Raw genomic sequence first — 24089 nt, 5'->3', positions numbered from 1 at the left:
AACATTGAGTGTTCGCCGGTTCGCCAATGGACTTGACGCTCGGCCACGCCCGGCGCTATGACTCGAAGCGTGGTGATTTGTCCGACCGGATTGCGGCCACGTAAAACATCCCGCTAAAGAGGTCCGAGCGCTCCGCCAGTCGAGCCCCGGCCCACTCCATGGTCGGGGTTTTTGTCTTCGGAGGTCCTATGAACAGCAACGATTCCAAGCCGTCCCGCACTTGGCGCCCCCGCACCAGGGCCGTGCGCGGTGGATTGTCCCGCACCAATTTCTGCGAGACCTCGGAAGCCGTGTTCATGAATTCCGGCTATGTCTACGACAGCGCCGAGGAGGCCGAGGCCAGCTTCGACGGCACCTTGGACCGTATGGTCTATTCCCGCTTCAAGAACCCGACCGTCGCCGTGTTCGAGCAGCGTCTGGCCGAGATGGAAGGCGCGCCGCCCGGCATGGCCGTGGCGGCCCGGGCCACCGCCTCGGGGATGGCCGCCGTTCACGCCGCCCTGCTGTGTCAGCTTAGAGCTGGCGACCGGGTGGTGGCCTCCACGGCGCTGTTCGGCTCGTGTCACTGGATCATCAACGAGTTGCTGCCGCGCTATGGCGTCGAGCGGGTGTTCGTGGACGGCACCGACCTCAAATCCTGGGAAGCGGCGCTGTCCCGGCCCACCGCCTGTGTCTTCCTGGAGACTCCCTCCAACCCGACCCTGGAGATCATCGACCTCGCCGCCGTGTGCGAGCTTGCCCACAAGGCCGGCGCCAAGGTGGTGGTGGACAACGTCTTCGCCACGCCCATCCTGCAAAGCCCGCTGGAACTGGGGGCCGACATCGTCGTCTATTCCGCCACCAAGCACATGGACGGCCAGGGCCGGTGCTTAGGGGGAGCGGTGCTGGGCTCGCCGGAATTCTGTGCCGACATCCTGGGGCCGTTCCTGCGCAACACCGGCCCGGCCCTCTCGCCGTTCAACGCCTGGGTGCTGCTCAAGGGGCTCGAGACCCTGGACCTGCGCATGGAGCGTCATTGCGCCAACGCCCTGAAGGTGGCCCGCTTCCTGGAAGCCCGTCCCGAGGTGGCCCGCGTGCTCTACCCCGGCCTGGAAAGCCATCCCCAGCACGATCTGGCCAAGCGCCAGATGCGCGGCTGGGGCAGCATCGTCGCGCTGGAGCTCAAGGGCGGCAAGCCGGCGGCCTACAAGCTGCTGAACGGTGTCGAGTTGATCGACATCTCCAACAATCTCGGCGACGCCAAGAGCCTGATCACCCATCCCTGGACCACCACCCACCAGCGCCTGTCGCCCGAGGACAAGCTTTCCATGGGCATTACCGAAGGATTGCTGCGTCTGTCGGTGGGCCTCGAGGACGGCGACGACCTGGTCGAGGACCTGGGCCGGGCGCTGGAAGGCTAGAACCGATCGATTCTGTCCATGGACAAAGGCCGATACCCACCTGATATGATGGGTATCGGCATTGTTCCGCATGGGGATCTTCATGTACAGCCAGACCACCCGAGACATCGAGGTGACCGTCAAGCCTTTCTACCTGGACGACCAGTCCTCGCCCGGCGACAACCACTTCGTCTGGGCTTATCGCGTGCGGATCGTCAACAAGGGCAGCCGCACCGTCCAGCTCCTGCGTCGCCACTGGGTCATCACCGATGCCATCGGCCGGGTGCAGGAGGTCAAGGGCCCCGGCGTGGTGGGCGAACAGCCCGTTCTGCGCCCCGGCGACGCCTATGAATATACTTCGGGGACCCCGCTGCCGACGCCGTCGGGCATCATGGTCGGCACCTACGAGATGGAGGACGAGGACGGCTCGGCCTTCGACATCGCCATTCCCGCTTTCTCCCTGGACAGCCCGCACGAGAAGCCCCGGCTGAACTAGCCGGGCTTGTAAAATCCGAAAGGCGCAGCCACATGCCCGATCGTGACCACCGCGAAAGGAAAGCCGCCATGAGCAAGGACGCCACCTCTCTCACCCTGCCCAGGGAGCTTCTCCCCGCTACCGGCTCCCGCCTGGACAAGCCCTCGCGGGAAGAGGCCGAGGAGGCGGTGCGCACCCTGCTGCGCTGGGCCGGCGACGATCCCGACCGCGAGGGGCTGGTGGGCACTCCCGACCGGGTGGTGCGCGCCTACGAGGAGTTTTTCTCGGGCTACGACCAGGACCCCACCGAGATTCTGCACCGCACCTTCGAGGAAACCGACGGCTACGACGAGATGGTGCTGCTGCGCGATATCCGCCTGGAATCCCATTGCGAGCATCACGTGGTGCCGATCATCGGCAAGGCCCATGTGGCCTATCTGCCCAACCGCCGGGTGGTGGGCATCTCCAAGCTGGCCCGCGTGGTGGAGATCTATTCGCGCCGCCTGCAGATCCAGGAAAAGCTGACGGCCCAGATCGCCAATACCATCAACGACGTGCTCCAGCCCAAGGGCGTGGCCGTGGTCATCGAAGCCGCCCACCAGTGCATGACCACCCGCGGCATCCACAAGCCCGGCGTCACCATGGTCACCAGCCGCATGCTCGGCGCCTTCCGCGAGGACCCCGCTACCCGCCGGGAATTCATGGCGCTAATTCACAACCAGCACTCGGGCGGGCTGTCGAACGTGTAGCCGGGTTAGGCAGGGCGGCCGCCCCGGTCCTTCGCGCCCCCCAGGGTTGGCGCGCCGCGTGCATTGATACCCCCCGACATGACTGCAACCGGGGGCGTCATCATGCTCACGAATATCCAGGGCCGTTCAGAGATCCGGACGGAAAATCAGCGCGTTGGCGACGGTTCCTCCGGTGACGCGACGGCGGCGTTCCGGGCGGCACTCCTTGCCGCGACGGGCGGCGGGGCGGCAAAATCTGCCGCGAGCGGCACGGCTGTCCAAGGGGCGGGCGGCACCACCAGCCCGGCGGCCTCGCTGCCCATTGACCTGCTGCAATCGGAGCCCACGGCAGCCGACAGCCGCATCGCCGATTTTCGCGCCTGGAAGACCGACTACTTCAAGCACGGCATCGGCGACGACCGGCGCCAGCAGGTGGAAGACAGCTCGGCCGCCTTCGAGGCGGTGCTGACCAAGGCGGCGTCCTGTGGTGGCTTAGAGGACCCCAAGGCCTTCCTGCAATCGCTGTCGCCGTCGGAGTTGAAGGCGGTCCAGACCATCCAGTGCCTGGCCAATCCCATCCAGGTCGGCAGCCTCAGCCAGGAGGGGGCGTCGAACCTGCTGCGGGCGCCGGATCAGGCCCAGGACCTCGATCACGACGGGTTCGAGGAGGTTGGCGCGGCGAAGACCTCCCACTTCCCGCCACCCGATGCCCCGGCCAGCGTCAAGCAGGCCTGGAAGGAGGCCACGGCGAATCTGAGCGACGGCGACCTGATGCTGCTGAGCGGCAGCTTCCTGGTGGGCAGCCTGCCGGAGGCGGGTGGCGGCAACGCCTATCTTGGCCCCGACGCCGATTACGCCGGTCTCGTCCAGCGCACCATCGACGGCGCCAAGCTGTCGTCCAAGTATGACCAGTCCTGGCAGCATGAAACCCGCACCAGGCAGATCGATCTGCTGCAATCCTTTCTCGACCGGCTGGGGACCGCCTGATCGGAGCCTTCAGGCCCTGATCAGTCCATTCAAGGGCGTGGCGGCGGCGCTGTCGGGAAAGACGGCGCCGTCCAGGACCTTGGGCGACAGGCCCAGATGGTCGCGCAGGATGGCCTTGAACACCGAACGCCCGTCCAGGGTCGGCCGCAGGTCGCGGCCCTGGTGCAGCTGTGCCTTGTCCAGGCCCGGCCAGTCGGCGATCACCCGTCCGCCCGCCAAGGGGCCGCCCGCCAGGATCATGGCGCCGCCGGTGCCGTGGTCGCTGCCGCCGGTGCCGTTCTCGGCGACGGTGCGGCCGAATTCCGAGGCCGCCACCACCATGGTGGTCTTCCAGGCGGGGCCAAGGGCGCGCGCCAGGGCATTGATGCCCTCGGCCAACTGGCCCAGGGGCTGGGCCATGCGGCCGAACTGGCCGGTATGGGTATCCCAGCCGCCCAGTTCCATCACCGCCAGCCGGGGGCCGGCGGGGGCGGCCATCAGGCTGCCGGCGGCGCCGGCCAGGGCGGGAAAGGCGTTGGCGACCTTGCGGGCTCCTCCCGCCATGCCCGGCTCGGCGGCCAGGGCCTCGGTGGCCAGGGAGTCCATCTGGACGCCCTCCTCGAAGGCCATGGACAGCAGCGGATCATCGGCGTAAAGCGCCCGCAGGGCGGCCAGCCGGGTCGGCGGCAGGCCGGGCAGCGGAGACGGCGCCCAGGACGAGGCCTTGGCCGGACCGCGCAACAGCAGCGGCAAGGCTTGGCTCACCGCCAGGGCGGGCGGATTGCCCAGGGCCGCCGCCGCCCGGTTCAGCCAGCCGTCATGAAGGGCGTGGGGCCGTGCGCCACCGGATTCCAGCACATCCTGACCATCGAAATGGGAACGCTCGCGATAGGGCGAGGCCACCGCATGCACCACCGCCAACTCGCGGGCCTGCCAAAGGGGCTGCAGCGGCGCCAGGGCCGGATGCAGGGCGAAGGTGGCGTCGAGGCGCGGGGCGGNCTCTGCCTTGAGGGCGATGCCGCCCCGCGCCGTCTCGTAGGACGGATCGCCCAGCGGCGGCACGGCATGCAGCCCGTCCATGCCGCCGCGCAGGACGATCACCACCAGACGCCGCTCGGCCACCGGGGCGGCCAGGGCGGCGGGAATGAACCCCAGAGCGGCGGTCGCGCCGAGAAAGACGCGGCGGGAGAGGTGCATGCTCATCTCCTCTGAAACTCCCGACTGGCCAGCAGCAGGAACAGGGCTTCGGACCCGCTGGCGCCGGCCAGGGCCTGACGGGTGGCGGGACCGGCGGCGATCACCTGCTCGGCCAGGGCGGCGGTGACGCCTTTGCCCCGGCGGTCGGCCAGGGCCTTGAGCCATTCCAGGCGAAGCATCAGCGCTTCCGGTGCCATCCAGCCTTCCGCCCGGTCGGGCCAGCCGGCCGGTGACGGCGCCGACCAGACGGGCTGGCCCAGCAGATTGAGGGACTGAACCAGACGGCGGTCGAAATCCTCGCCGCCTTCGATGCCGGTCAGCCGCAGGGCGGCGACGACCAGATCTTCGGGGCTGCGCAGCTTGGCCAGGGGCTGGGCCCAGGTCTCATTGCGGGTGACCAGCAGGCGGGTCACCGCCAGCAGATCGCCGTCGGTGTCGAGGAAGGCGCGGGCCAGCCCGTCGACCAGGGCGGGCGGCGGCTCGTCGGCGGCGAAATGCCGGGCCAGCTTGGTGGCGACGAAGCGGGCGGTGGCCTTGTCTCGCGACAGGATCAGCAGGGCGCGCTCGGCCTCCATTTCGCCGCCGTCGAAGCTCTTGCCCAGCAGCCGCTTCGGCCCCGGCTCGTGGCGGTTGGGGACGTAGCGGAAGAAGCCTCCCGCCGGATCGATGGTCCAGCCGGTCAGGATGCCGGCGAAGGCTTCCACGTCCGCCTGACCGTAGCCGCCGTTCACGCCCAGGGTGTGCAGTTCCAGAATCTCGCGGGCCAGATTCTCGTTCAGCCCCTTGCGCTGCTTTTGCCCGGCGGGCGAGTTGGGGCCGATGGACTGGGCGTTGTCCAGATAGCCCAGCATGGCGGGGTGGCGGACCACGCCGCGCAGCATGTCGTGAAAGTGCCCCAGCACCTGGGGCCGGATGGCCTCGCGCTCGAAGGCGCCGATGATGGGCGCCACATGATGACGCTGGGCCGAGACGGTGAAATGATTGCTCCAGAACCGGACCAGCCGTTCCACCACCGGACTGCGCGACGAGATGGCCGCACGGGTGCGGGCCGCCGCTTCCGCGACGAACAGGCGGCGCATCTCCTCCTTGCCCAGTTCGGGATTGGTCTTCTTGGCCTTCCTGATCTCCTCCATGCGCCGAAGCGTGGTGGCGTGATCGGGCAGGCCGGACAATTCCGGCGGCACGGCCGGATGGTCCAGTTGTTCCAGCACCCAGGCGCGGGGATCGGCGGCGATGGCGGCGACCTCGCCGGGGGCGGCGCCCATCCCGAAGCGGGTGAGGGCGAAAAGGGCGGCTTCCTTGCTCATGAGCTTATTCGTGCCAAAGAAATGCGGCGGCATGAAGGCGGAGACTATGCTCTTTGGCGCAATCATGGGTAGATCGTGCGGTTGCATTGATCCCTCATTCGCCGATCCGCATCATTGCGGCCATTCGCCTTGCCCCCCCGGGGGGGAAGAGAGCCAGGCGAAACCATGGGGGAGGACAAAATGAAGGCATGGGCAGGGCTTGCCGCCGTGGGACTTTTGGTCGCGTCCGGCGCCATCGCTGCTCCGCAATCGGTGGAGTACAAGGGGCGGAAAATCCAGGCGGAGGCGGGTGACCAGGCCGGCGAATGCGTCGCCCTGGTGCGCAAGGCCATCGACATGACGGCGGAGCTGGCGCCGAAGCAGCGCGCTCTGGCCGCCGAGGTCAAGGATTTGCGCTGTCTGCCCGTTCCCGAGGGCAAGCGGACCAACGAGGTCGCCGACAACACCATCGGAATCTACACCATGCAATCGCCGGACACCCCCGGCGGATACATCCGCTTCCCCTTGAAGCCCGGGAACCTGTCCGCCGCCGAGGTGGTCATGTCGCTGGTGGGCAACGGCCAGTATGCCAAATGGCACCAGGCCTATCTGGCGGCCAAGCGGCAGGGCGACCCATCGGCCGGGCGGTACCATGCCCTCCTGACCAAGTCGGACCAGAAGGTCCTGATCGCCGCTGAATGCGAATTGCTCGACCACCGGCGGGCGGCGGCCAAATCCCTTGATCTCGGGGAACGGCGGATCGCCTCCATCAACCGGCAGAGTTCACTGCGCGGTTGTCCCTGAGTGCCGGGGGCTACTTCTTGGACTTGCCCCGGGGCATGCGCGATTCCATCAGGGCGAAGAGCTTGGTGTCGAACAGCCAGATCATGACGCCCTCTTCGCTTTCCTTCATCTGGCCCTCGTTGGTGCCGTTCAGCCAGCGGACGTAATAGGGCACCTTCTGGACCGGCGGGCCCCAGCGCTCGGCCAGGTAGGCGAAGGTGGTGGGGAACTTGTCCGCGTCCTGGCGGCCGACGATCTGGAAGATGCGCTGGCTGCCGGCCTCGTCCTCGATGGTCATGAACCACAATTCGGTGGGCACGCCGCCGACCGTAGTGGGGCGCGGGCTCCAGTTGTTCTTGCCGTCATCGGCGAACAGGGCGCAGCGGTCCACCTTGGCGGTGACCATGGCGCCCACCATCATCAGCGGGGTCTTCTCCACCCCCGGCGGCTTGTCGGCATCCCAGCCGCAGACCATCCGGGTGTTGGCGGGCAGGGCGGCATAGCGCAGCTGGTTGGCGCGCATACCCAACTGGGCCTGCCCCAGCTCCAGCGGCCGGGTGGTGTCGGCGGCCCAGGCGGGCAGGCTCAGCAGAAGAAGGCCGAGGAGGGCGGCAAGGCGCATGGGCGGCTACTCGCGATTGGAGGTTCCGGGGGATCGCATCAACTTGCGCAGCCGGACGTCGCCCACGGCGATGGCGAACTGGTCCGGGTACTTGTCGTCGATGAACATCAGGGTCTCGTGCTGCTCGTCCTTCCAGCCCAGCATGCGCTCGGCCTGGGTTCCGGGCTGGCCCAGCATGGCGCCCAACAGGCCGGCGGCCTTGTCCCATTCGGAATTGCGGCCCCACAGGCTGAACTGGGCCAGGCGGTAGCGGCCCTGCGAGCCTTGCTCGACGAAGATCAGCCACAGCCGCGCCTCGCCGAACACCGTCGGCACGCCGGCCAGGGCCCAGGTGCCGTTGCCGTCGTCGGCGAACACGGCGCAGCGGCGCACATGATCGGCCCCGCGCGAGCGCTGGGCCTGCATCAGGCCGGGATTGGCCAGCTTGGGCTTTTCCAGGTCGGATTCACAGACGATGCGCCGGCCGGGGGCCAGCTTCATGGTGCGCACGTCTTCCAGTTGGGCTCCCGGCTGCGGCAGGTCCTCGCCCAGCGCCCGGACCACCTTGGGGTCGGCCGAGGCCGTGCCAGCACCCAGCAGCAGGGCGGCGACGAATGCGGGAATCCAGAAACGAGCCGTCATGGGGTGCGCCAATCCATTGTGCAGCAGCGAAGTATGGCACGGCGACGGCGCGCCGTCATCGGGTCTCCGCTGCAAGGGTCTCAAGCTTTCCTGACGCAGCCCTGTCGGCTCCCGAGGGCAGGGGGGCGGTCTGGTCGGCCACCCAGGCGGCGATGTCGTCCACCACCACCTGGGCCTGGAGGTCGCGCAGCAGCATGTGCCAGCCATTGGCGTAAAGGGCGGCACGCTGGCGGGTTCCCAGATGGGGCAGGGCCGCCACCGCGTCCCAGGTGGGTTCGGGCGGGATGATCTGGTCATGGGCGCCGTAAAGCAGCAGCAGGGGCAGGTCCAGCCTCGGCGCATCCCGTTGCGCCGCATCCATCAGGTCGACCATGCCGTGAATGGCGTCCACCCGGGTTTCCTTGATGACCAGGGGGTCGCGGGACAGGGCGCGCAGCATCTCGATATTGTCGGACGGCATGATCTTCAGGCCACGCCCGGTCAGCGTCCAGCCGGGTGCGACCTTGTAGCTCAGCCACAGGGCGGCCCGCTGGTACCACGGCATGCTGGCCCGGCCCCAGACCGCCGGCGCCGACAGGATGATCCCCCTGACCTCGGGCGGCGGGGCGTGGACGGTGGCCTCGATGACCACGGCGCCCCCCATGCTCTCGCCCAGCAGATAGAGCGGCGCCGGACCGTGGCGGGCGGCCAGCAGGCGCGACACGGTGCGCAGGTCGGCGGCCATGGTCTCGGTGGACGACCACCAGCCGGGATGGGGGGCCTGGCCGAAGCCGCGCTGGTCATAGGCGTAGACGGCGATCCCCTGGGCCGCCAGACCCTTGCCCGGACCGTCGAAGGCGTTGGAATAATCGTTCATGCCATGGGCGGCGACGATCACCGCCTTGGGCGCGGCGGTGGGCAGCCACGAGCGCAGAGGCAGCCTTGCCCCGTCGCCGGTGACGATGGCCCCATCCTCCAGGGCGGCGGGACGGATGTCCGGTCCCGCCGGCTGGGTGCTGGCGGCGCAGGCGGAAAGCAGCAACCCCATCAGCAGGCCTCCCAGGATCCCCGAGGCGCGGGCGCGCATTATTTCGCCCCCGAGGCGCGGATGCGCATTACTTCGCCGAGGTCAGTTGCAGGAAGATGTCCTCGAGGTCGGTCTCCTCGGTGGACAGGTCGGCGATGGAGAGATGGGCGGCGGCGAAGGCGTCGAGGATGCGGCCCATGGGCATGGCCGAGGGGCGATAGCGCAACAGCAGGCGGCGCCCGCCCAGCCGCTCCGGCCCGAACGGCGCCAGTTCCGGCGGGATCTCCGCCAGATCGGCGGCCAGGGTGATGGTCAAGGCCTTGCCGTCGATGCGCTTGAGGAGGTTGGGGGTGGAATCGCAGGCCACCAGCTTGCCATGGTTGATGATGGCGATGCGGTCGCACAGCTCTTCCGCTTCCTCCAGGTAATGGGTGGTTAGCAAGATGGTGGTGCCCTTGGCGTTCAGCTCGCGCACATAGGCCCACAATTGCTGGCGCAGTTCGATGTCGACCCCGGCGGTGGGCTCGTCGAGCACCAGCACCGGCGGGGCGTGCACCATGGCCTTGGCCACCAGCAGCCGGCGGCGCATGCCGCCCGACAGGGTCCGGGCATAGGCTCCGGCCTTGTCGGCCAGCCCCACGGCTTCGAGGATTTCCATGGTGCGGCGTTCGGACTTGGGCACGCCGTACATGCCGGCCTGGACGTCCAGCAACTCGCGCGGCGTGAAGAAGGGGTCCAGGTTCAGTTCCTGCGGCACCACGCCGATGGCGGCCTTGGCGCCCCTGGCGTCCACGTCGATGTCGCGGTCCCAGATTCTGACCCGGCCCTCGGTCTTGCGCACCAGACCGGCCATGATGTTGATGAAGGTGCTCTTGCCGGCGCCGTTGGGACCCAGCAGGCCAAAGAACGAGCCGCGCGGCACCGACAGCGAAACGCCGTCCAGGGCGCGCTTTTCCCCGCTCCGGCCCTTGTAGACCTTGACCAGGGAGTGGGCTTCCACTGCCGATTCGGGCAGGGTGGGATGAGAGAGTGATTGAACCATGGCCACCAATGGGTATCATCCGGCCAACACCTCGGTCAACGGAGCACCCATGTCTTCCGCTTCCACCCAGCCCGCTTTCGACACCGTCACCGTTTCCGCCGCCAAGGTCGCCTGTGACGGCGACGTGGCCAACGGCCTCGGCCATCCCCGCGTCTTCCTCGACCTGACCGCCGAGGGCAAGATCGTTTGCCCTTACTGCTCGCGGACCTACGTGCTGGCCGAAGGCGCCAAGATCGGTCATCACTGAGGTGGGCGAAGCCCCCCGGCATGTGACGCTGATCGACGGCTCGGGCTTCATCTTCCGGGCCTTCCACGGCCTGCCGCCCATGACCCGGGCCGACGGGACGCCGGTGAACGCCGTCTATGGCTTCACCACCATGCTGATGAAGCTGCTGGCCGACTCGTCCTCCGATCATGTGGCGGTGATCTTCGATTCGTCGCGCAAGACCTTCCGCAGCGCGATCTACCCCGAATACAAGGCCCACCGCCCGCCCGCCCCCGAGGAGCTGGTGCCCCAGTTCCCGCTGGTGCGCGAGGCGACGCGGGCCTTTGACCTGCCGGCCATCGAGCTGGAAGGCTTCGAGGCCGACGACCTGATCGCCACCTATGCCCGTCTGGCGGTGGAGGCGGGCGCCAGGGTCACCATCGTCTCGTCCGACAAGGACCTGATGCAGTTGGTGGGGCCGGGGGTCGAGATGATCGACCCCATGAAGAACCGCACCATCGGCGAGGCCGAAGTGCGGGAAAAGTTCGGCGTTTCCCCCGACAAGGTGGTCGACGTCCAGGCCCTGTGCGGCGATTCCTCGGATAACGTGCCCGGCGTGCCCGGCATCGGCGTCAAGACGGCGGCGCAGTTGATCGAGGAATACGGCGATCTCGACACCCTGCTGGCCAGGGCGTCGGAGATCAAGCAGCCCAAGCGCCGCGAATCCCTGATAGCCAATGCCGATCTCGCCCGCATCTCGCGCGAGTTGGTGCGGCTGCGCACCGACGCGCCGGTGCCGGTGCCGCTGTCCGAGCTGGACGTCAAGCCGCCGGCGCCGGAAAAGCTGGCCGCCTTCTGCGCCGCCCAGGGCTTCCGCTCGCTGATGGGCCGCCTAAACGCCAAGATTCCCACCGCCGCTCCCACCGCCACGCGGGCGGTGCTGCCCACCGAGGCTCCGGCCGAGGCGCCGTCCCTGCCGCCCAAGGTGGAGACCGCCTACGAGCTGGTCACCGATCTGGCAGCGCTGGAAAACTGGATCGCCCTGGCCACCGGGGGCGGGCTGGTGGGCTTCGACACCGAGACCACTGGCCTCGACCCCCTGCGCGCCCGGCTGGTGGGCGTGTCCCTGGCGGTGGCGCCGGGGCGGGCCTGCTACATTCCCGTGCTGCACGCCCCGGCCCAGGCCCAGGGCGACCTGCTGGGCGGCCCGTCGACCGACGCGCCCCAGATCATTCCCGCCGCCGAGACCCTGGCCCGGCTGAAGCCGCTGCTGGCCGATCCTTCGGTGCTGAAGGTCGGGCACAACATCAAGTACGACATGCAGGTGATGGCCATGCAGGGCCTGGCCGTCGAGCCCTTCGACGACACCATGCTGCTGTCCTACGCCCTGGACGGGGCCAGCCACGGTCACGGCCTGGACGAGCTGTGCCTGCTGCATCTCGGCCACGCCAACATCCCGTTCTCCGAGGTCTGCGGCAGCGGGCGCAATCAGGTGACCTTCGACCGGGTGCCGCTGGACAAGGCCCGCGACTATGCCGCCGAGGACGCGGACATGACGCTGCGGCTGCATGCGCTGTTGAAACCGCGCCTTTTGTCCGAGCGCATGGTCAGCGTCTATGAGACGCTGGAACGTCCGTTGGTGCCGGTGATCGCCGCCATGGAGCGCGACGGCATCAAGGTCGACCGCGCCCAGCTGATGGCGCTGTCCGAGGATTTCGGCCGCCGCCTGACCGAGTTGGAGACCGAGGTCATCGCCCTCAACAATGGCGAGGCCTTCAACCTGGGCTCGCCGCAGCAACTGGGCAAGGTGCTGTTCGAGACCCTGAACCTCCCCGGTGGCAAGAAGACCAAGACCGGGCAATGGGCCACCGGCGCCGACGTGCTGGAAGAGCTGGCGCCGTTGCATGCGCTGCCCGCCCGCCTGCTGGACTGGCGCCAGTTGTCCAAGCTGAAGGGCACCTATACCGACGCCCTGGTGGCCCAGATCAATCCGGCCACCGGCCGGGTCCACACCAGTTATTCCCTGGCGGCCACCACCACCGGGCGGCTGTCGTCGTCGGACCCCAACCTGCAGAACATTCCCATCCGCACCGAGGAAGGCCGCAAGATCCGCCACGCTTTCGTCGCCGAACCGGGCAAGAAACTGGTCAGCGCCGACTACTCCCAGATCGAACTGCGTCTGGTGGCCCATGTGGCGGAGATCGCCGGCCTGCGCGATGCCTTCGCCCATGGCGCCGACATCCACGCCATCACCGCGTCACAGGTGTTCGGCGTGCCGCTGGACGGGATCGACCCGGCGCTCCGCCGCCGGGCCAAGGCCATCAATTTCGGCATCATCTACGGTATCAGCGCCTTCGGTCTGGCGGCCCAGCTGGGCATCCCCCAGGGTGAGGCCAAGGCCTATATCGAGGCTTATTTCGCCCGGTATCCCGAAATCCGCGCCTATATGGAGCGGACCAAGGAAGAGGCCCGCGACCAGGGCTTCGTCACCACCTTGTTCGGCCGCAAGGTCTTCACCCCGGGCATCAAGGACAAGAACGGCGCCATGCGCGCCTTCGCCGAGCGCGCCGCCATCAACGGCCCCATCCAGGGCGGGGCCGCCGACATCATCAAGCGCGCCATGATCCGCCTGCCCGCCGCCCTGGCCGCTGCCGGCCTGTCGGCCCGGCTGCTGCTCCAGGTCCATGACGAACTGGTGCTCGAAGCCCCCGAGGCGGAGGCCGACGCCACCGTCGCGGTGGTCAAGCAGGTCATGGAAGCTGCCGCCAGCCTCTCCGTCCCCCTGCTGGTGGAAGCCGGCATCGCCGACACCTGGGGTGCGGCGCACTGAAGTGACCGGCGTTAACTCTGGTCCATGACAAGGCGGGCTGCCGCCCGCACCCGCCTAGGGCGCGATGCCCCGGTCCCCCTTTGTTTTTATCAATAGGCAAGAATGAGGTTTGGAGCCGTGGCCTCCAGGCGTGAGGCCGGGCGGACCTGGATTGACTGAAGCCGGACACGCTCCTGGCGGCGCATACCTTCGCCATGGCGGGGGTGAGTTGGGCCGCGGGCGGTCAAAGCGGCTATTACAATCCATTCATGATGTGTTTAATAAAAGTGCTTAATAAAGGCCCAGTCATTACAATAATCCCATTTGTAATGCGGGCATTATGCTATTGCGGATCTGATTCCGTTGGACATACTATCGTCCAGGAAGATCCTCGTCACAGGGATGAGGCGAAGCGACCTGAAAGGGGGCGTCCATGGACTCGGCCACATTGGAGATGGTGTTGACCGCCTATGACGAGACCGTTCAGGATGCCTTGGCCGCCGGGCAAGGAGCCGGTGTCGCCCACGCCGAGGGACTGACGGCCGCAGCCATGCTGCTGGCGGCGGTCACCGGCGTCGAGGACGCAGCCGCCCGCGCCGAGGTCGAGGCGCTTGATCCCAGAAAGAGGCTCGCCGCCTAGCGGGCGGCGACGATTGTTTCGTGGATGACGTGATGGCCATGATCGAGACTCTCACCGAAGAAAAAAACCGGCTCGACCACGAGCTGGACGCGGCGCTTCATACCTTCGCTGAATACGAGGAGGGGATGAACGTTCGCTGGCAGACCGCCGACCCCGTTGCCCGCCAGGCGCTGATGGACGAGCGCAATCAGGTGGAAGAGCAACTGGGGATCGTCACCATGGTGGTCCGCCTCGACGAGATTCGCGAACAGCTCGAGGCTCTTCGCCAGCGGGTGGCCTGATTCTCCCTACTTCATCCTGACGCGATAGCGCAGCACCGCCTCGCCCTTGGCCGGGACCTGGACGAGCCAGCGCACCTGGCTGGCGCTTTCCTTGGCGTGGGGCGCACTCTCTTCCAGCATCAGCCAGTCGGAGCGGAAGGTCTCGCGGATTGTGACGGCTTCCGGCCGTTCGCCGCCATTGGCCAGCCGGATCTCCCAGGCGGTTTCCGTCACCTCGGCCGAGACCTTCTGGTAGTCGGTCTGGACCCGCCTGGCGGTGAGGTCGAAGGCCTGACCCAGGGTCAGGCGGGCCTCGGCCCCTTCGGGCAGGACGGGCAGCATGTCCTCGCCCAGCAGGACCGGGTCGCCGCCGGGACCGCGCATGGTCACCCGGATGGGGCCGGCGGGGATGGGCTTGCCCAGTCCGGCCCTGGCGGTGTTGGCGAAGCCGAGCCGCAGCACCGGGTGCTGAGGCCGCGCATCCAGCGACCGCGACAGGAAGGCATTGGCGCCTTGGGATTCCAGAACCAGCTCGCGGCTCACCCTCACCTGGGCCGGCGGCAGCAGGGGCACCTGCCGGCTTTCGCCGTCACGCAGGGTGACCGGCCGGGGCAAGGTGTAGACATGATAGGGGCCGACCGCCTCGCGCGACGGCAGGGGGGCCGCCTCGGCCATGGCGCGGGCCATCATCTTGGGGGCGCCGCCGCCGGTCTGAGGCCGCCCCGCCACCAGATGCAGGGTGGCGTCGGTGAAATCGGCGCCGCTGGCATTGCTGAGATCGGCCCAGATGGTCAGGGACAATTGATCGCCCTTCAACTCGCCATTGGCCTGGGACGACCATGCCAGACCGTCGGCGGCATAGGACAGTTCCAACTCGCGCCGTCCGGCGGCTTCGGCCTCCACCTGAGCGCGGAGGGCCGGGCGCGGCCCCAGGCCGGGGGCCAGTCCGTCATAGACGATGCGCGACGGCCGGCCCGCCACCACCTTGCCGTCGGCTTCGAACAGCGGCGTTCCCTCGGTGGCCAGGACCTTGGCGGCCTGGGCCGGGCCGTTGCCGTCCCAGATCACCGAGACCGTCCGGCCGAGATGGGCCGCCAATTGCCGCTCCGCCGACAGGGCGCCGGGGTCGATCCAGCGCTCGGTGACGGTCAGGCCATGTCCTTCGATGGTGGCGCTGCCCGGTCGGATGGTGCGGGGAATGCCGTCCAGGATCAGGCTGGAGAGCCCCTTTTCCAGGAATGCCGGGCGGCGGTCGCGGATCAGGGCCGGACCATCCTGGTGCAGGCTCAGCGAAAGGGTCGAGCGCTCCTCGGGCGGCACCGTGACCTCGGCGGCGGAGGCGGTCACGGAGGCGGATACGGCAAGCAGCAGGGCGAGGCGACGGGACATGGGGCGGGGCTCCAGGGTCAACCCCTCGACCCTGGCTCCGGATTGCGGCTAAACGATGGTCAACGGACCGAAATGCGGTCCACCACCCATTTGACGCCGTCGAAGCCGCGAACGAAGTCGGCGGCCTTGTCGGCGTCGGCCTTGGAGCGGGTGGAGCCCTGCAGGAAGGCGACGCCGTTGACCACGCGCACCGTATAAGCGCCGGTGATCGCGTCTTCGCCCAGCAGCCCGGCATAGATCCGCTGTTCCAGATTGGGATCGGGGATATACATGGGGTGCGCCGGATTCTCGGCCAGGACCAGATCGTCATAGACCTGGGTGACGCCCTCGACGCTGCGGGCCGTCTCGGCGGCGCGGCGGCGCTGGTCGGGCTTGGCCACGGCGCCGGTCAGCAGCACGCCGCCGTCCCAGGCGCGGACGGAAACTCCCTTGAAGGCCTCGCGGTCGGCCTGGGCCAGCATGGTCTGAACCTTCTTGCCCACCGAGTCGTCCCAATTGCGCTCTGCTCGCGGCCGCACGACCCGGCCCTGGGCGTCGAAGCTGAGATCCGAGCTGCGCGGCGGGGCGGTGACGGTGGGCGATCCCTGGTCCGGGGTGCAGGCGGCAAGGCCGATCAGGCCGAGACAGAGGCAAAGGGCTTTAGCGGGCTTGTTCATTGGGTTCGTCGCCATCTTCTTCGATGACCGCCTCGGTGGCGGCGTCCAGATGCCGGCCGTGACGAAAGCGGCGGAACAGCCACACGCCCATCACCCCGGAAGCGACGAACAATACCACGCTGGCGCCGATGCGGAAGACCGGATCCACCTGAATGCCGCTGCCCAGCAGGGCGAAAACCACCGTCTGGGGCAGATAGCCCAGCAGCGAGCCCAGGAAGAACGGAATCGGCCGGGCTCCGGACACTCCCGCCGCCAGATTGGTGATCACGTTGCTGCCCACCGGCAGCAGGCGGATCAGCAGGGTCATGGCGAAGGCGTTGCCGGCCAGGAAGGCGTCGATGCGGGCGACGCGCTCGGGAAAGCGGGAGGTGACGAAGCTTCGCCCCATCTGGCGGGCGTAGAAGAACGTCATGATGCAGCCGACCATGGAGGCCAGGCTGGACCACACTAGGCCCTCGGCGAATCCGAAGGCGTAACCGGCCAGGAAGCAGACCCCCTGCCTCGGCAGGCCGATGCAGACGGCCAGGGCGCCGATGATCACGAACAGGGCGTCGCCGCTCAGCCCCTTGCCCTTGACCTCGGCATCGATCCAATGGGTATCCAGCGCGTCCTTGAGCCCCAGCCCCTCCAGCAGGAAGCCGATCATCACCAGGGTGGCGATCAGCACCAGTCCCTTGACCATGGCGCGGGGATTGAGCAGGGGATGGTGACCCTTGGCGGTCACTCGCGGCACTCGACGACCGGGTTGCGCGCCCGGCGCATCAGCCACATCACGCCGAACAGGTCGACGATGCCCACCCACAGGCGGTTCCACACTCCGTATTTGGAGGTGCCGCGTTCACGCGGGCGGTGGTTGACCTTGACCACCTCGACGCTTCCGCCGGCGCGGATCACCAGGGCGGCCATGAAGCGGTGCATGTGGTCGAAGCGGGGCAGGTCCAGGAACAGTTCGCGCGGCAGCAGCTTGATGCCGCTGCCCGAATCCGGGGTCTGGTCCCGAAGCAGCTTGGAGCGGATGGCATTGGCCAGCTTGGACGACAGGCGGCGGATGCCGTCGTCGCGGCGGTTGGCGCGCCAGCCGGTGATCATCAGCCCGGCCCGCACGGTCTCGGGGCGCGAGCGCCAGTGCTCGAGCATGGCGGGCAGGTCGGCGGGGTCGTTCTGGCCGTCGCCGTCCAGGGTGGCGATCAGCTTGCCGCCGGCATGCTTCACCCCGGTGGCCACCGCCTGGCTCTGGCCGCAGCCGGTGCGGTGGCGCACCACCTTCAGGCGGGGATGGATGGCCCGGGCCTGCTCCAGCACCGCGGGCGTGGCATCGTCCGAGCCGTCATCCACATAGACGACCTCGAACTCCACCTTGCCCTGCAGCGCCATGTGGATCTCGTCCAGCAGCGGCAGGATGTTCTCGGCCTCGTTCTTGACCGGGACGACTACCGACAGTTCCGGAACCACGAGGCTGGTCACGACAGGCCCGCCCGCCCCATCTCCAGGAATTTCTCGCGACGGCGGGCGCGCAGCACGCCGCCGTCCAGGCCCGACAGGTCGCGCAGCGCCGAATCCAGCGCCATGGACAGGGTTTGCATCATCAGGTCGGGATTGCGATGGGCGCCGCCCATGGGCTCGGGCACCACCGAATCGATGATGCTGAGCTTGTGCAGGTCCTGGGCGGTAAGGCGCAGCTGTTCGGCGGCGTCCTTGGCGTTCTCGGCCGAGCGCCACAGGATCGAGGCGCAGCCCTCGGGGCTGATCACCGAATAGATGGCGTGTTCGAGCATCAGGACGGTATTGCCGGTGGCCAGGGCGATGGCGCCGCCCGAGCCGCCTTCGCCGATGATCACCGAGACCAGCGGCACGCGAACGTTCAGGCAGGTCTCGATGGAGCGGGCGATGGCCTCCGCCTGGCCCCGCGCCTCGGCGTCGACGCCGGGATAGGCGCCGGCAGTGTCCACCAGGGTGATGATGGGCACCTGGAAATGGTCGGCCATTTCCATCAGGCGCTTGGCCTTGCGATAGCCCTCGGGCTTGGCCATGCCGAAATTGTGCTTCAGCCGGGTTTCGGTGTCGTGGCCCTTCTCGTGGCCGATGATCATCACCGAGCGGCCGCGGAAGCGGCCCAGGCCGCCGATGATGGCCTCGTCCTCGGCGAAGGCGCGGTCTCCGGCCAGCGGCGTGAAGTCCTCGATCAGCGTCGAGATATAGGCCAGCGTGTGCGGACGCTCCGGGTGGCGGGCCACCTGCGTCTTTTGCCACGGCGTGAGCTTGGCGTAGGTCGAGCGCAGCAGCTTGTCGACCTTGGCCTGGAGCTTGGACACCTCGTCGGCGATGTTGACGTCGCCGCCATCGGACAGGTGCCTCAGCTCCTCAATCTTGCCCTCGAGCTCGGCGATGGGCTTTTCGAATTCAAGGATATGCATGGGGGAAACTCATACAGCCGAAGGCGTCCGGGGGCAAGGGGCTCAAGCCGTCATTCCTGCCGGAGCCCCTCACTTCAGCCGGGCCATGTCCTTCTCCACCTGGCCCCGCGCCGGAGAATCGGCGGGCAGGACCATCAGCAGGCGGTTCCAGCGGGCCTTGGCGCGGGCGCTGTCGCCCTTCATGGCCGCCGACAGGCCGGTGAAATACAGGGCGTCCGGCTGATCCGGGGTGATGGCCAGCACCTCTTCCAGGCGCAGGACGGCCTCGTCGGGCAGGGCGTCGCCCTCGGCCTCTTCCAGCAGCATGATGGCCAGCTCGATGCGCGCCTGGGTCTCGGACGGCAGCAGGGTGACGGCCTTGCGGTAGGCGTCCTTGGCCTCCTCGGCCATGCCCATGGCCCGGTACGAGCGGCCCAGCATGGCCCAGCCCTTGCCGTCCGATGGGTCCTGCCGCAGACGCTCGGCCAGACGGGTGACCATGGCCTGGATGGTGGCGGCCTTTTCCTTCATCTCGTTGATCTGGGCGACGCGGCCGGCATAGGGGCTGTCGGGCAGTTCCGGCGCGCCCAGGGGCAGATAAAGCAGCACGGCCAGCACCGGCACCAGCACGGTGATGATGACCGGCGCCACCTTGCCCTTGCGCAGCGCGGCGGCGGCGCCACCACCCTTGTCGCCATCGGTGGCGGCCAGCATGCGGCGCTGAATCTCGGTGCGCGCCGCCTCGGCCTGATCGGCGTTGACCAGGCCGCGCTCCACGTCGCGGGACAGCTCGCCCAACTGGTCCTTATAGACCATCAGGTCGTAATCCGAGCGGGCGGCCATGGCGGCGGGGGCGGCCAGCAGCGGGCGCAGCAGCACCAGCAGCGCCAGGGCGACCATGGCGGCGAAAACGATCCAGATCACCGCTCGCTCTCCTTCAACAGCTTGTCCAGCTTGCGCTGCTCCTCGGCCGACAGCGGCGGGGGCGGCGGCGTGGTCTTCTCGCCCGGGCGGCGGCGGTAAAAGGCCAGCACCGCCCAGACCGCGCCCAGGAACAGCCCCAGCGGTCCCAGCCACAGGGCCAGGGTCGTGGCCTTGAACGGCGGCTTCAAAAGCACGTAGTCGCCGTAGCGGTCGACCACGAAGGCTCTCACCTGATCGTCGGAATCGCCCTTGGCGATGCGCTCGCGCACGATGACCCGCAGATCCTTGGCCAGATCGGCGTCGGAATCGTCGATGGACTGGTTCTGGCAGACCAGACAGCGCAAATCCTTGCCCAATTCGCGGGCGCGGTGTTCCTGGGCCGGGTCCTTCAGCATCTCGTCGGGATTGACCGCCAGGGCGGGCGTGGACAGCAGCAGGAGGGCGACAAGGGCCGCGCCGATCCGCCTGTCATCCCGAGCGAAGCCGAGGGATCCCATTCTGCTCCATTCGTGCCGGGCCGGACGCGATGATCCAGGCGGAGATCCCTCACGGTGTTCGGGATGACGGATGGAAGTCATTTCTTCTCCAGCTCCCGGATGATGGGCAGCAGCGTCTTGGCCCAGATCTCCTTGGAGATGGGGCCGACATGCTTGTAGCGGATGATGCCGTCCCTATCGACGATGAAGCTTTCCGGCGCGCCGGTGACGCCGAAATCCACGGCGGTGCGGCCCGGCGGCGGGTCGATTCCGACGCGCTCGTAGGGGTCGCCGTTCTTCTTCAGCCAGGCGGCGCCCAGCACCGGATCGTCGCGCCAGTCCACGGCGTGGATGGGCACGTCGCCCCGCTTCTTGATCTCCATCAGCACCGGGTGCTCCTGGACGCAGGAAATGCACCACGAGCCGTAGATGTTGACCAGGGACACCCGGCCCTTCAGCGACTGGGTGGTCAGGCCCGAAGTCTCGCCCCGTCCCGGCAGCGGGGCCAGGGCCATCTCCGGCACCGGCCGGTTGATCAGCACCGAGGGAATGTCACGGGGATTGAGCGTCAGGCCCTTGAGGAAGAACAGGGCCAGGATGGCGAACACCGCCACCGGCAGGATGTAGAGAAGGCGGCGCATGGGCGGTCTCTCCTCAGGCCTTGGCGGCGGCGCTGGCCGCCCGGGTCGGCGCGCCCACCCGGTGGCGGCGGTCGGCCAGGGAGATGGTCCCGCCGATCACCAGCAGCAGCCCGCCGGCCCACAGCCAGGGAATGCAGGGATTGAAATACAGCCGCGTCACCCAGCCGCCCTTGTTGGGATCGGGATCGCCGATCACCACGTAGAGGTCGCCGGTGAAGCCCGAGCGGATGGCCGCCGTGGTGGTGGGGCGCGGCGGCTGGCGATAGAGGCGCTTTTCCGGCTGCATCACCGCGATGGCTTGGCCGCCCTTGGAGATCTCGAAGGTGGCCCGGGTGGCGGTGTAGTTGGGGCCGGGGACCTCGTCCACCGCCTTCAGCGTGATGCCATAGCCGGCCACGGTCACGGTCTCGCCCAGCTTCTGGGTCTGGATGCGCTCGGTGGTCCAGGCCGACGAGGCGGTCAGGCCGACGATGAACACCGCCAGGCCGAAATGGGCCAGCACCATGCCCCAGGCGGAATTGGGCAGCTTGGCCGCCCGCGCCAGCGCCTGGCCGGGGCGCGAGAACAGGCCGATGCGCTCGGCCAGATCCCACAGGGTGCCCAGGCCCAGCCACACGGCCAGGGCGAAGCCGGCGGCGGTCCACCACGGACCGGCCGAGCCGCCTTGGAGGAACCACACCAGCATGGCGGCGCCCAGGGCCAGGGCGCCGATGAACTTCAGGCGGCCCAGCACGCCGGCCAGATCGCCGCGCTTCCACGACATCATGGGAGCGGCGGCCATCACCAGCACCATGGGGGCCATCAGGGGCAGGAACACCGCGTTGAAGAAGGGCGGCCCCACCGAGACCTTGCCCAGGTTCAGCGCATCGGCGATCAGCGGGTAAAGGGTGCCCAGCAGCACGGTGGCGGCGCCGGTGGCCATCAGCACGTTGTTGAGGAGAAGCGCGCCTTCCCGCGAGATGGGAGAGAACAGCCCGCCCATCTTCATGGACGGCGCCCGCGCCGCGTACAGCGCCAGCGATCCGCCCACCGCGCCGCACAGCAGCAGCAGGATGAACACGCCCCTGGCCGGGTCGGTGGCGAAGGCGTGCACGCTGGTCAGCACGCCCGAGCGTACCAGGAAGGTGCCCAGCAGCGACAGGCCGAAGGCGACGATGGCCAGCAGGATGGTCCAGCTTTTCAGCGCGTCGCGCTTCTCCACCACGATGGCGGAGTGGAGCAGCGCCGTGCCGGCCAGCCAGGGCATGAACGAGGCGTTCTCCACGGGGTCCCAATACCACCAGCCGCCCCAGCCCAGGGTGTAATACGCCCACCACGAGCCCAGCACGATGCCGCAGGTGAGGAACACCCAGGCGGCCAGCGTCCACGGCCGCACCCAGCGCGCCCAGGCGGCGTCGACGCGGCCTTCCAGCAAGGCGGCGATGGCGAAGGAGAAGGCCATGGAGAAGCCCACATAGCCCAGATAGAGGAACGGCGGATGGAAGGCGAGGCCCGGGTCCTGCAGCATGGGATTGAGGCCCTGGCCGTTGACCGGGGCCGGGTCCAGCCGGGCGAAGGGGTTGGACGTCAGCAAGATGAAGGCCAGGAAGCCGACGGCGATCATGGCCTGCACCGCCAGGGCACGGGATTTGAGGCCCGGCGGCAGGTTGCGGCCGAACAGGGTCACCGCGAAGCCGAACAGCGACAGAATGGTGATCCACAAGAGCAGCGAGCCCTCGTGATTGCCCCACACCCCGGCCACCTTATAGAGCATGGGCTTGTCGGTATGGCTGTTCTGGGCGACGTTCATCACCGAGAAATCGCTGGTGACATAGGCGTTGGTCAGCGCCCCGAAGGCCATGGCGATGAACAGGAACTGCAAGGTGGCGGCAGGGCCGGCCACGTTCATCCAGGCCAGGTTGCCGCGCTTTGCCCCCACCAGCGGCACCACCGCCTGCACCAGGGCGACGCACAAAGCCAGCACCAGGGCGAAATGGCCGATTTCGGCGATCATGGGGATAACCTCACTAGGCTTGCGTTCCTGCGATGCGACACCTCAGGCTGTCATCCTGAGCGAAGCGAAGGATCTCCTTCTGCTCCGAAGTACCAGGATGAGATCCCTCGGCTTCGCTCGGGATGACACCATCCTCGATCATTGCTTCGGCTGCTTGCCGTCGTTCCACTGGCCGGACTTTTTCAGGGCCTCGGCCACTTCCTTGGGCATGTAGTTCTCGTCGTGCTTGGCCAGCACCTCCGAGGCCTTGAAGTGCCCCCCTGCCTCCATGCGGCCCTCCACCACCACGCCCTGGCCCTCGCGGAACAGGTCGGGCAGCACGCCGGTATAGACCACCGGCACGGCATTGGTCACGTCGGTGACCTTGAAGGTCACGGTCTTGCCGTCCTTGACCACGGAATCGTTTTCCACCAGCCCGCCGATGCGCATGCGCCGGCCTTCCGGGATGCGCTGGCTGACGATATCGGTGGGGGAATAGAAATAGACAAGGCTGTCGGAGATGGCGGTCAGCACCAAAGCCACGGCGCCACCGAGCGCCGCCATGCCGAGAAGGACGAAATACAGCCTGCGTTGCTTGCGGGTCACTCTGGGCTCTCCGAATCCTTGCCCCGGCGGGCGCGCCGGGCCTGCTGCAGCACCTCGAGCTCGGCCTCGGCCCTGTGCGCCGAGGAGAGCGACAGCGCCAGCACCAGAACAAGCAGAACGATGCCGACACCGTAGGCGGGCCACACATAGCCGCCATAGCCGCCCATATGCAGCATAGCCTGGAAGGATTCCATGACGTTGGTCACTCCCCTTGCGACGCGGCGTGAATCTGCGCCATGCGGATGACGCGGATTTTCTGGGACGCGATCTCGGCGCGGCCTCGGAGAATCAGGATGGAGATCCAATAGGCCTTGAAGCCCACCGCCATCAGCAGCAGCGGCACCAGCATGGAGCCGTCGATGGCCGGACCGCCCATCTTCACCACGCTGGCCGGCTGGTGCAGCGTGTTCCACCAGTCCACCGACCACTTGATCACCGGCACGTTGACGGCACCGACCAGGGCCAGGATGGCGGCGGCCTTGTGGCCGCGCTCGGGGTCGTCGAAGGCGTTCACCAGGGCCATGTAGCCGAGATAGAGGAACAGCAGGATCAGCATGCTGGTCAGCCGCGCATCCCAGGCCCACCAAGTGCCCCACATGGGCTTACCCCACAGCGAGCCGGTCAGCAGGCACAGGAAGGTGAAGGCGGCACCCACCGGCGCGGTGGCCTTGGCCAGCAGGTCGGCCAGGGGATGCTTCCAGATCAGCGCCATGGCCGAGAACACCGCCATGGCCACATAGCAGAACATGCCCATCCAGGCCGACGGCACGTGCACATACATAATGCGCACGCTTTCGCCCTGCTGGTAGTCGGCGGGCGAGGCGAACAGGGAGAAGTAAAGACCAGCTCCCAGGCAAAGGATGGCGACGGCGTTCGACCAGGGGAGGATCACCTTGGCGAGACGCAGGAAGCGGGCGGGATTGGCGAAGCGATGCATGGGGCCTCTTCTTACCGCCGTTCCCGCCGCTTTTCCAGCGGAGTCGAACGGGCGGACGGTGAACAAAAGTTCATGT

27 protein-coding genes and 1 riboswitch are annotated in these 24089 nt (G+C 68.0%); of the genes, 9 read left to right on the top strand and 18 right to left on the bottom strand.

Translation table 11 applies throughout. From position 1 onward, the window contains the following. Positions 1 to 59 precede the first annotated feature (59 nt). A riboswitch (SAM riboswitch) is annotated at positions 60 to 138 on the top strand. A gap of 50 nt (positions 139 to 188) precedes the next feature. From metZ to AMB_RS23650, 4 genes are all read left to right on the top strand, one after another. Beyond that, a complete protein-coding gene (gene metZ, locus AMB_RS21365) occupies positions 189 to 1400 on the top strand; it encodes an O-succinylhomoserine sulfhydrylase (RefSeq protein WP_043745532.1) in 1212 nt (403 codons plus the stop codon). An 82-nt stretch (positions 1401 to 1482) separates the two neighbouring features. After that, a complete protein-coding gene (gene apaG, locus AMB_RS21360; protein ID WP_011386573.1) occupies positions 1483 to 1875 on the top strand; it encodes a Co2+/Mg2+ efflux protein ApaG in 393 nt (130 codons plus the stop codon). Between the two features lie 68 nt (positions 1876 to 1943). Beyond that, positions 1944 to 2603 (top strand): GTP cyclohydrolase I FolE, encoded by a 660-nt coding sequence (gene folE, locus AMB_RS21355; protein WP_043745528.1) that lies wholly within the window; start codon positions 1944 to 1946, stop codon positions 2601 to 2603. A gap of 102 nt (positions 2604 to 2705) precedes the next feature. Next, positions 2706 to 3569 (top strand): hypothetical protein, encoded by an 864-nt coding sequence (locus AMB_RS23650; protein WP_050750776.1) that lies wholly within the window; start codon positions 2706 to 2708, stop codon positions 3567 to 3569. 9 nt (positions 3570 to 3578) lie between these two features. On the opposite strand, the gene AMB_RS21345 is transcribed toward AMB_RS23650, so the two are convergent. Together AMB_RS21345 and AMB_RS21340 are read right to left on the bottom strand one after the other, a co-directional pair. Next, entirely contained in the window at positions 3579 to 4745 is a 1167-nt protein-coding gene (locus AMB_RS21345) for a DUF1501 domain-containing protein (protein ID WP_011386568.1), read from the bottom strand. A gap of 2 nt (positions 4746 to 4747) precedes the next feature. Continuing rightward, positions 4748 to 6052 carry a DUF1800 domain-containing protein gene (locus AMB_RS21340; RefSeq protein WP_043745525.1) on the bottom strand — a complete coding sequence of 435 codons (1305 nt, stop codon included), beginning with the start codon at positions 6050 to 6052 and terminating at the stop codon, positions 4748 to 4750. Positions 6053 to 6232: 180 nt separating this feature from the next. Between AMB_RS21340 and AMB_RS21335 the strand changes: the two genes are divergently transcribed. Further along, a complete protein-coding gene (locus tag AMB_RS21335) occupies positions 6233 to 6835 on the top strand; it encodes a hypothetical protein (protein ID WP_231848918.1) in 603 nt (200 codons plus the stop codon). A gap of 10 nt (positions 6836 to 6845) precedes the next feature. Here the strand turns inward: AMB_RS21335 and AMB_RS21330 are convergent, their stop codons facing one another. Genes AMB_RS21330 through AMB_RS21315 form a run of 4 tightly spaced genes read right to left on the bottom strand, consistent with a single transcriptional unit; the run spans position 6846 to position 10105 of the window. Then, on the bottom strand, positions 6846 to 7436 hold the full coding sequence (locus AMB_RS21330) for a hypothetical protein (RefSeq protein ID WP_011386565.1): 591 nt from the start codon (positions 7434 to 7436) through the stop codon (positions 6846 to 6848). A 6-nt stretch (positions 7437 to 7442) separates the two neighbouring features. After that, entirely contained in the window at positions 7443 to 8057 is a 615-nt protein-coding gene (locus AMB_RS21325; RefSeq protein ID WP_148207511.1) for a hypothetical protein, read from the bottom strand. A 55-nt stretch (positions 8058 to 8112) separates the two neighbouring features. Next, the gene (locus tag AMB_RS21320; protein ID WP_011386563.1) at positions 8113 to 9123 is read right to left on the bottom strand and encodes an alpha/beta hydrolase; all 1011 of its coding nucleotides are present in this window, start codon (positions 9121 to 9123) and stop codon (positions 8113 to 8115) included. 28 nt (positions 9124 to 9151) lie between these two features. Then, the gene (locus AMB_RS21315; protein ID WP_043747130.1) at positions 9152 to 10105 is read right to left on the bottom strand and encodes an ABC transporter ATP-binding protein; all 954 of its coding nucleotides are present in this window, start codon (positions 10103 to 10105) and stop codon (positions 9152 to 9154) included. A 49-nt stretch (positions 10106 to 10154) separates the two neighbouring features. On the opposite strand from AMB_RS21315, the gene AMB_RS21310 reads away from it, so the two are divergent. From AMB_RS21310 to AMB_RS21295, 4 genes are all read left to right on the top strand, one after another. Further along, positions 10155 to 10352: a zinc-finger domain-containing protein gene (locus AMB_RS21310; protein ID WP_011386561.1), complete on the top strand. Its 198-nt coding sequence runs from the start codon at positions 10155 to 10157 to the stop codon at positions 10350 to 10352. A gap of 1 nt (position 10353) precedes the next feature. Beyond that, positions 10354 to 13140: a DNA polymerase I gene (polA, locus tag AMB_RS21305; RefSeq protein WP_011386560.1), complete on the top strand. Its 2787-nt coding sequence runs from the start codon at positions 10354 to 10356 to the stop codon at positions 13138 to 13140. 412 nt (positions 13141 to 13552) lie between these two features. Next, positions 13553 to 13759: a hypothetical protein gene (locus AMB_RS21300; protein ID WP_011386559.1), complete on the top strand. Its 207-nt coding sequence runs from the start codon at positions 13553 to 13555 to the stop codon at positions 13757 to 13759. A 20-nt stretch (positions 13760 to 13779) separates the two neighbouring features. Beyond that, entirely contained in the window at positions 13780 to 14040 is a 261-nt protein-coding gene (locus AMB_RS21295) for a hypothetical protein (RefSeq protein WP_011386558.1), read from the top strand. Between the two features lie 6 nt (positions 14041 to 14046). On the opposite strand, the gene AMB_RS21290 is transcribed toward AMB_RS21295, so the two are convergent. The 12 genes from AMB_RS21290 to AMB_RS21235 all read right to left on the bottom strand — a co-directional run bounded on the left by AMB_RS21290 (position 14047) and on the right by AMB_RS21235 (position 24013). Continuing rightward, a complete protein-coding gene (locus AMB_RS21290) occupies positions 14047 to 15408 on the bottom strand; it encodes a DUF4139 domain-containing protein (RefSeq protein ID WP_011386557.1) in 1362 nt (453 codons plus the stop codon). A 59-nt stretch (positions 15409 to 15467) separates the two neighbouring features. After that, a complete protein-coding gene (locus AMB_RS21285; protein ID WP_011386556.1) occupies positions 15468 to 16064 on the bottom strand; it encodes a BON domain-containing protein in 597 nt (198 codons plus the stop codon). Then, on the bottom strand, positions 16048 to 16788 hold the full coding sequence (locus tag AMB_RS21280; protein WP_011386555.1) for a TVP38/TMEM64 family protein: 741 nt from the start codon (positions 16786 to 16788) through the stop codon (positions 16048 to 16050). The genes AMB_RS21285 and AMB_RS21280 overlap by 17 nt, the downstream gene beginning before the upstream one ends. Further along, positions 16785 to 17528 (bottom strand): glycosyltransferase family 2 protein, encoded by a 744-nt coding sequence (locus AMB_RS21275; protein ID WP_011386554.1) that lies wholly within the window; start codon positions 17526 to 17528, stop codon positions 16785 to 16787. The genes AMB_RS21280 and AMB_RS21275 overlap by 4 nt, the downstream gene beginning before the upstream one ends. Continuing rightward, positions 17525 to 18478 carry an acetyl-CoA carboxylase carboxyltransferase subunit alpha gene (locus AMB_RS21270; RefSeq protein ID WP_011386553.1) on the bottom strand — a complete coding sequence of 318 codons (954 nt, stop codon included), beginning with the start codon at positions 18476 to 18478 and terminating at the stop codon, positions 17525 to 17527. The genes AMB_RS21275 and AMB_RS21270 overlap by 4 nt, the downstream gene beginning before the upstream one ends. Before the next feature lie 69 nt (positions 18479 to 18547). Further along, the gene (gene ccmI, locus AMB_RS21265; protein ID WP_011386552.1) at positions 18548 to 19381 is read right to left on the bottom strand and encodes a c-type cytochrome biogenesis protein CcmI; all 834 of its coding nucleotides are present in this window, start codon (positions 19379 to 19381) and stop codon (positions 18548 to 18550) included. After that, a complete protein-coding gene (locus tag AMB_RS21260; protein WP_043745519.1) occupies positions 19378 to 19878 on the bottom strand; it encodes a cytochrome c-type biogenesis protein in 501 nt (166 codons plus the stop codon). The genes ccmI and AMB_RS21260 overlap by 4 nt, the downstream gene beginning before the upstream one ends. A gap of 77 nt (positions 19879 to 19955) precedes the next feature. Continuing rightward, positions 19956 to 20498 (bottom strand): DsbE family thiol:disulfide interchange protein, encoded by a 543-nt coding sequence (locus AMB_RS21255; RefSeq protein WP_011386550.1) that lies wholly within the window; start codon positions 20496 to 20498, stop codon positions 19956 to 19958. 13 nt (positions 20499 to 20511) lie between these two features. Continuing rightward, a complete protein-coding gene (locus AMB_RS21250) occupies positions 20512 to 22491 on the bottom strand; it encodes a heme lyase CcmF/NrfE family subunit (RefSeq protein ID WP_011386549.1) in 1980 nt (659 codons plus the stop codon). A gap of 138 nt (positions 22492 to 22629) precedes the next feature. Further along, entirely contained in the window at positions 22630 to 23076 is a 447-nt protein-coding gene (gene ccmE / locus AMB_RS21245; RefSeq protein WP_011386548.1) for a cytochrome c maturation protein CcmE, read from the bottom strand. Next, positions 23073 to 23270 (bottom strand): heme exporter protein CcmD, encoded by a 198-nt coding sequence (gene ccmD / locus AMB_RS21240; RefSeq protein ID WP_231848917.1) that lies wholly within the window; start codon positions 23268 to 23270, stop codon positions 23073 to 23075. Before ccmD ends, ccmE begins: the two co-directional genes overlap by 4 nt. A gap of 8 nt (positions 23271 to 23278) precedes the next feature. Next, entirely contained in the window at positions 23279 to 24013 is a 735-nt protein-coding gene (locus AMB_RS21235; protein ID WP_043745516.1) for a heme ABC transporter permease, read from the bottom strand. Positions 24014 to 24089: the final 76 nt, after the last annotated feature.

Source organism: Paramagnetospirillum magneticum AMB-1, from assembly GCF_000009985.1.
In the GTDB taxonomy this organism is placed as follows: domain Bacteria; phylum Pseudomonadota; class Alphaproteobacteria; order Rhodospirillales; family Magnetospirillaceae; genus Phaeospirillum; species Phaeospirillum magneticum.
The sequence above is the reverse complement of the archived record's forward strand: the minus strand, read 5'-3'. Positions and strand labels throughout refer to the sequence as shown.

What these genes read in the sequence shown, in the direction of transcription:
- AMB_RS21260 (WP_043745519.1), bottom strand. Translation starts at nt 19,878, where the DNA reads ATGGGATCCCTCGGCTTCGCTCGGGATGACAGGCGGATCGGCGCGGCC.
- AMB_RS21310 (WP_011386561.1), top strand. Translation starts at nt 10,155, where the DNA reads ATGTCTTCCGCTTCCACCCAGCCCGCTTTCGACACCGTCACCGTTTCC.
- AMB_RS21330 (WP_011386565.1), bottom strand. Translation starts at nt 7,436, where the DNA reads ATGCGCCTTGCCGCCCTCCTCGGCCTTCTTCTGCTGAGCCTGCCCGCC.
- AMB_RS23650 (WP_050750776.1), top strand. Translation starts at nt 2,706, where the DNA reads ATGCTCACGAATATCCAGGGCCGTTCAGAGATCCGGACGGAAAATCAG.
- AMB_RS21335 (WP_231848918.1), top strand. Translation starts at nt 6,233, where the DNA reads ATGAAGGCATGGGCAGGGCTTGCCGCCGTGGGACTTTTGGTCGCGTCC.
- AMB_RS21320 (WP_011386563.1), bottom strand. Translation starts at nt 9,123, where the DNA reads ATGCGCGCCCGCGCCTCGGGGATCCTGGGAGGCCTGCTGATGGGGTTG.
- AMB_RS21325 (WP_148207511.1), bottom strand. Translation starts at nt 8,057, where the DNA reads ATGACGGCTCGTTTCTGGATTCCCGCATTCGTCGCCGCCCTGCTGCTG.
- AMB_RS21255 (WP_011386550.1), bottom strand. Translation starts at nt 20,498, where the DNA reads ATGCGCCGCCTTCTCTACATCCTGCCGGTGGCGGTGTTCGCCATCCTG.
- ccmD (WP_231848917.1), bottom strand. Translation starts at nt 23,270, where the DNA reads ATGGAATCCTTCCAGGCTATGCTGCATATGGGCGGCTATGGCGGCTAT.
- AMB_RS21250 (WP_011386549.1), bottom strand. Translation starts at nt 22,491, where the DNA reads ATGATCGCCGAAATCGGCCATTTCGCCCTGGTGCTGGCTTTGTGCGTC.
- AMB_RS21315 (WP_043747130.1), bottom strand. Translation starts at nt 10,105, where the DNA reads ATGGTTCAATCACTCTCTCATCCCACCCTGCCCGAATCGGCAGTGGAA.
- AMB_RS21300 (WP_011386559.1), top strand. Translation starts at nt 13,553, where the DNA reads ATGGACTCGGCCACATTGGAGATGGTGTTGACCGCCTATGACGAGACC.
- AMB_RS21340 (WP_043745525.1), bottom strand. Translation starts at nt 6,052, where the DNA reads ATGAGCAAGGAAGCCGCCCTTTTCGCCCTCACCCGCTTCGGGATGGGC.
- AMB_RS21270 (WP_011386553.1), bottom strand. Translation starts at nt 18,478, where the DNA reads ATGCATATCCTTGAATTCGAAAAGCCCATCGCCGAGCTCGAGGGCAAG.
- apaG (WP_011386573.1), top strand. Translation starts at nt 1,483, where the DNA reads ATGTACAGCCAGACCACCCGAGACATCGAGGTGACCGTCAAGCCTTTC.
- AMB_RS21235 (WP_043745516.1), bottom strand. Translation starts at nt 24,013, where the DNA reads ATGCATCGCTTCGCCAATCCCGCCCGCTTCCTGCGTCTCGCCAAGGTG.
- AMB_RS21285 (WP_011386556.1), bottom strand. Translation starts at nt 16,064, where the DNA reads ATGAACAAGCCCGCTAAAGCCCTTTGCCTCTGTCTCGGCCTGATCGGC.
- folE (WP_043745528.1), top strand. Translation starts at nt 1,944, where the DNA reads ATGAGCAAGGACGCCACCTCTCTCACCCTGCCCAGGGAGCTTCTCCCC.
- AMB_RS21290 (WP_011386557.1), bottom strand. Translation starts at nt 15,408, where the DNA reads ATGTCCCGTCGCCTCGCCCTGCTGCTTGCCGTATCCGCCTCCGTGACC.
- metZ (WP_043745532.1), top strand. Translation starts at nt 189, where the DNA reads ATGAACAGCAACGATTCCAAGCCGTCCCGCACTTGGCGCCCCCGCACC.